Origin of the sequence: Saccharothrix hoggarensis (genome assembly GCF_042678885.1) — a bacterium.
Classification (GTDB): domain Bacteria; phylum Actinomycetota; class Actinomycetes; order Mycobacteriales; family Pseudonocardiaceae; genus Actinosynnema; species Actinosynnema hoggarensis.
The window spans coordinates 1-3,612 of the sequence record NZ_JBHTLK010000386.1 but is presented as its reverse complement, the minus strand read 5'-3'; the positions used below and the strand labels follow the sequence as shown (position 1 = coordinate 3,612).

The window sequence follows — 3,612 nt, the reverse complement described above, 5'->3', positions numbered from 1 at the left end:
CGACGACGCCGCACCCGCACCCGCACCGGTGCCGGCGCCCGGCCAGGCGCCCGTGGTGATCGCCGACCGCCTCGGCGCCGCCGGGCCCGAGCCGCGCGAGGCCATCGACCCGGCCAGCCTCACCACCGAGATGGAAGCGATCAGCGACGACGTCAAGAAGCGTCGCGAGGTCGACCACACCCTGGCCCGCTTCTCCGCCGTCCACGACGAACTCGCCGAGCAGGAGCGCATCCGCAAGGAGCGCCGCCAGAAGCTCATGCCGTGGAAGGCCGACCACGACGAGGACGCCACCGAGTACGCGTCCCCGGTCGACGTCCCCGAGGAGGACGGCCCGCGCCGCCGCGGCCGCACCGCCAAGCACAGCAAGATCGTCCGCACGGTCAAGGCCGTCGCGCTGACGGCCGCCGTGCTGGTGTTCGTGTCCACGGGCCTCGGCTGGGCCGCGATGCTCTACATCGACAGCAAGATCACCGAGATCGACGCGCTGAACTCGAACTCGGCCGCCGTCCACCAGGCCGAGAAGCAGCACGGCGACGAGAACTTCCTCATCGTCGGCTCGGACAGCCGGGCGGGCGCCAAGCCGCAGGACGGCGTCGGCGACGTGAGCGCCGAACCGGGCGCGCGCTCGGACGTGCTGATGCTGGCCCACATCCCGGCCGACCGGAAGCGCATGGTCGTCGTCTCCGTGCCGCGCGACCTCCTGATCACGCGCCCGACGTGCGAGGGCTGGGACCCCGCCACCGGCGAGTACACCGGCGAGCAGTTCGAGCGGGCCGAGAACGTCAAGGCCAACGAGCCGTACGCGGTCGGCGGGCCCAAGTGCGTCAGCGCGTTCATGACCGAGCTGACCGGGTTGGACATCAACCACTTCATCAGCGTGGACTTCAACGGCTTCAAGGGGATGGTCGACGCCATCGGCACCGTCGAGGTGTGCGTGCAGAAGCCGATGGACGACGAAGAGCTCGGCGTCATCTTCGACAAGCCGGGCCGGCACGAGGTCGACGGCACCAAGGCGCTCGACTTCGTGCGCGCCCGCAAGGTCGAGGGCGAGTCGAAGACCGACTTCGACCGCGTCGCCCGGCAGCAGCAGTTCCTGTCCGCGTTGCTGCGCAAGGCCCTGTCGTCGGAGATCCTGCTGAACCCGGGCAAGCTCAACGGTTTCCTCAACGCGTTCGCCGCGTCCACCGTGGGCCAGAACATCGGCGTGAACGACATGCTGACGTTGGCGCAGTCGTTGCAGAGCCTCGAAGCGGGCCGGGTCAGCTTCGTCACGGTCCCGCACGAGACGGCCGAGGGCGAGACGCTGGAGACCCACGACAACCTCGAGTTGTTGAAGGAAGCCGAGACCAAGAAGCTGTTCCAGGCGATCATCGACGGCACGCCGTTGCCGGAGGAGACCCCGGACGACACGCCGGCCGACCCGAACCAGGCCCAGGCGCAGCCGACGGGCCCCAAGCAGGGCAAGGTCGTCGACCACAACGGCCTGCAGATCCAGGTCCGCAACGGCGACCCGGACGCGGCCGGCGCGGCCCGCATCGCCACCGGCGAGCTTCGGGAGCTGGGGTACAAGGTGGTCATCTCCGGCGACGCCCCGGCCACCGACAAGACCGTCATCAAGTACGGGCCCGGTGGCGAGGACGCCGCGGCGACGCTCGGCGCGTCCGTGCCCGGCGCGACGCTGGTGTACGAGACCTACATGGGCGGCGCGGTCCAGCTGCTGATCGGGCCGGGCTGGGACGGCGTCATCCGCGCGCCGCAGGCCGGTGGGGGCGAAGCCGGCACGACCCCGACGCCCACGGACATCCCCGTCGTGAACGCCGGCAAGGACCCGTGCGCGTGAGCCCGACTGGACGTTCCGGGTTCACCCCCGGTTCACCAGGGCGGGTCGCTACCGCGATGACCTGCACGTAGGCTGACGCCCATGCGTGAGGCCTACCACGACCAGCTCGGACAACTCGCCGACCAACTCGCCGACATGTGCGGGATGGCGGGCGACGCAATGGAGCGGGCGACCGCCTCGCTGCTCGGGGCGGACCTCGCCCTCGCCGAGCAGGTGATCGGGGACGACGCCAAGATCGACGACGTGCGCGCGGACATCGAGGACCAGGCGTACGCGCTGCTCGCGCTGCAGGCGCCCGTCGCGACCGACCTGCGGATCGTGCTCGCGGTGATCCACGCGGCGGAGAGCGTCGAGCGGATGGGCGACCTGGCGCTGCACGTGGCGAAGGCGGCCCGGCGCCGGCACCCGAACCAGGTGCTGCCCGACACCGTCCGGCCGTACTTCGCCGAGATGGGCCGCATCGCCGTGGAGCTGGCGCGCGAGGCGACCGACATCATCCGCACGCAGGACGTGGCGCGGGCCCGGTCGTTGGAGGACGCCGACGACGCGATGGACGACCTGCACCGGCACCTGTTCACGGTGATCATGGACAAGGACTGGGCGCACGGCGTGCCGTCCGCGGTCGACACCACGTTGCTGGGCCGGTTCTACGAGCGCTTCGCCGACCACGCGGTGTCGGTGGCCAAGCGCACCGTCTTCGTCGTCACCGGCCGGATGCCCGGCTACGGCGGCGGCGACGGCAGCTGAAATCTCCCGCGGCGGAGCCGGTCGGGGGTCCGACCGGCTCCGCCGGCTAGGTGAGGAGGCCGTTCAGCTCCTGCGTGAGCTGGGCGGCGATGCGCGCGTTGTCCGCGGGGGCGTGGGTGAGCCACTTCTGGCCGTCCGGCCCCTGCCGCGTCTGCGACATGTAGCGGCCCTGGTCGTTGTCGAACCAGGCGACCTGCGGCGCGCGCTGCTCCCGGCCGTGCCTGCCGCGCACCGTGACGCCGAACTGGCCGGCCCGCAGCCGAGGCCGCTCGAACACCGCTTCCAGCGCCCGGACCTGGCTGGACGCCGTGGAACGCGGCGCCATCGCCCGGGTGAACGTGGTGCTGCCGAAGTCCTCGTCCCGGCGCGGCGGTGGCGGCGGCGCCGACGTCGGCATCGGCACCGTGATCGACTGGCCGGGGCCGGGGCGTGAGCCGGGGACGAGGTCCACGACCGCGCGCACCAGCGCGGGCGCGCGCAACGTCTGCACCTTGATCTGGCGGTCGTCCATCACGGCGAGCACCGCGTTCTCACCCGCCGCGCCGGCGCGGGCCAGCAGTTGGCGTTCCACGTTGCGCGCGTCGAGCGACGCGACCGCGTTGAGCGAGTAGTCGAAGCGCACCAACAAGGTCAGCGCCTCCTCGACCTGGGGCGCGGCCCGGCCGCGGTGGGCCAGGCCGCGCGACTCCAGGTCGCGGTAGACGGCGTTGCGGATGCCGCGCCGCTCGTCGATCGTGTGCCCGAGGTAGGGGAACTCGAACGGGTACGGGCGGCTGCCGAGCTTCAGGTCTTCCCAGAGCATGTCGGCCGCCGCGTAGGACAGGGCGAACGAGAACACGCTCACCCGCCGATGACCGGCGGGGCGACCATGGTGCCGTCACCGAAGACGTCCTCGGTCTCGACCAGGTACGACGCGGACTTGTGCTCCTTGTCCTCGTCACCCTGGCCGCGCCCGCCACCGGCGCCCATGCCCGCGCCCATGCCGGCCGCGCCGACGCCACCGCCACCCGCCGCGCCCGCGCCGG

Annotated in this window: 4 protein-coding genes; 2 read left to right on the top strand and 2 right to left on the bottom strand. The window is 72.0% G+C overall.

The genetic code is table 11. From position 1 onward, the window contains the following. Positions 1-1,840, top strand: a 1,840-nt coding sequence (locus ACFQ3T_RS35230; RefSeq protein WP_380730244.1) for an LCP family protein, incomplete at its 5' end; no start/stop codon positions are given. A gap of 81 nt (positions 1,841-1,921) precedes the next feature. After that, on the top strand, positions 1,922-2,587 hold the full coding sequence (gene phoU, locus ACFQ3T_RS35225; RefSeq protein WP_380730242.1) for a phosphate signaling complex protein PhoU: 666 nt from the start codon (positions 1,922-1,924) through the stop codon (positions 2,585-2,587). A 46-nt stretch (positions 2,588-2,633) separates the two neighbouring features. Here the strand turns inward: phoU and ACFQ3T_RS35220 are convergent, their stop codons facing one another. Together ACFQ3T_RS35220 and ACFQ3T_RS35215 are read right to left on the bottom strand one after the other, a co-directional pair. Beyond that, complete coding sequence (locus ACFQ3T_RS35220; RefSeq protein WP_380730239.1) at positions 2,634-3,431, bottom strand: ESX secretion-associated protein EspG; 798 nt, start codon at positions 3,429-3,431, stop codon at positions 2,634-2,636. Next, positions 3,428-3,612: hypothetical protein (locus ACFQ3T_RS35215; protein ID WP_380730237.1), on the bottom strand; the 185-nt coding region annotated here is incomplete at its 5' end. The genes ACFQ3T_RS35215 and ACFQ3T_RS35220, both read right to left, overlap by 4 nt.

Coding starts and splice junctions, on each gene's coding strand:
- phoU (WP_380730242.1), top strand. CDS start 1,922: ATGCGTGAGGCCTACCACGACCAGCTCGGACAACTCGCCGACCAACTC.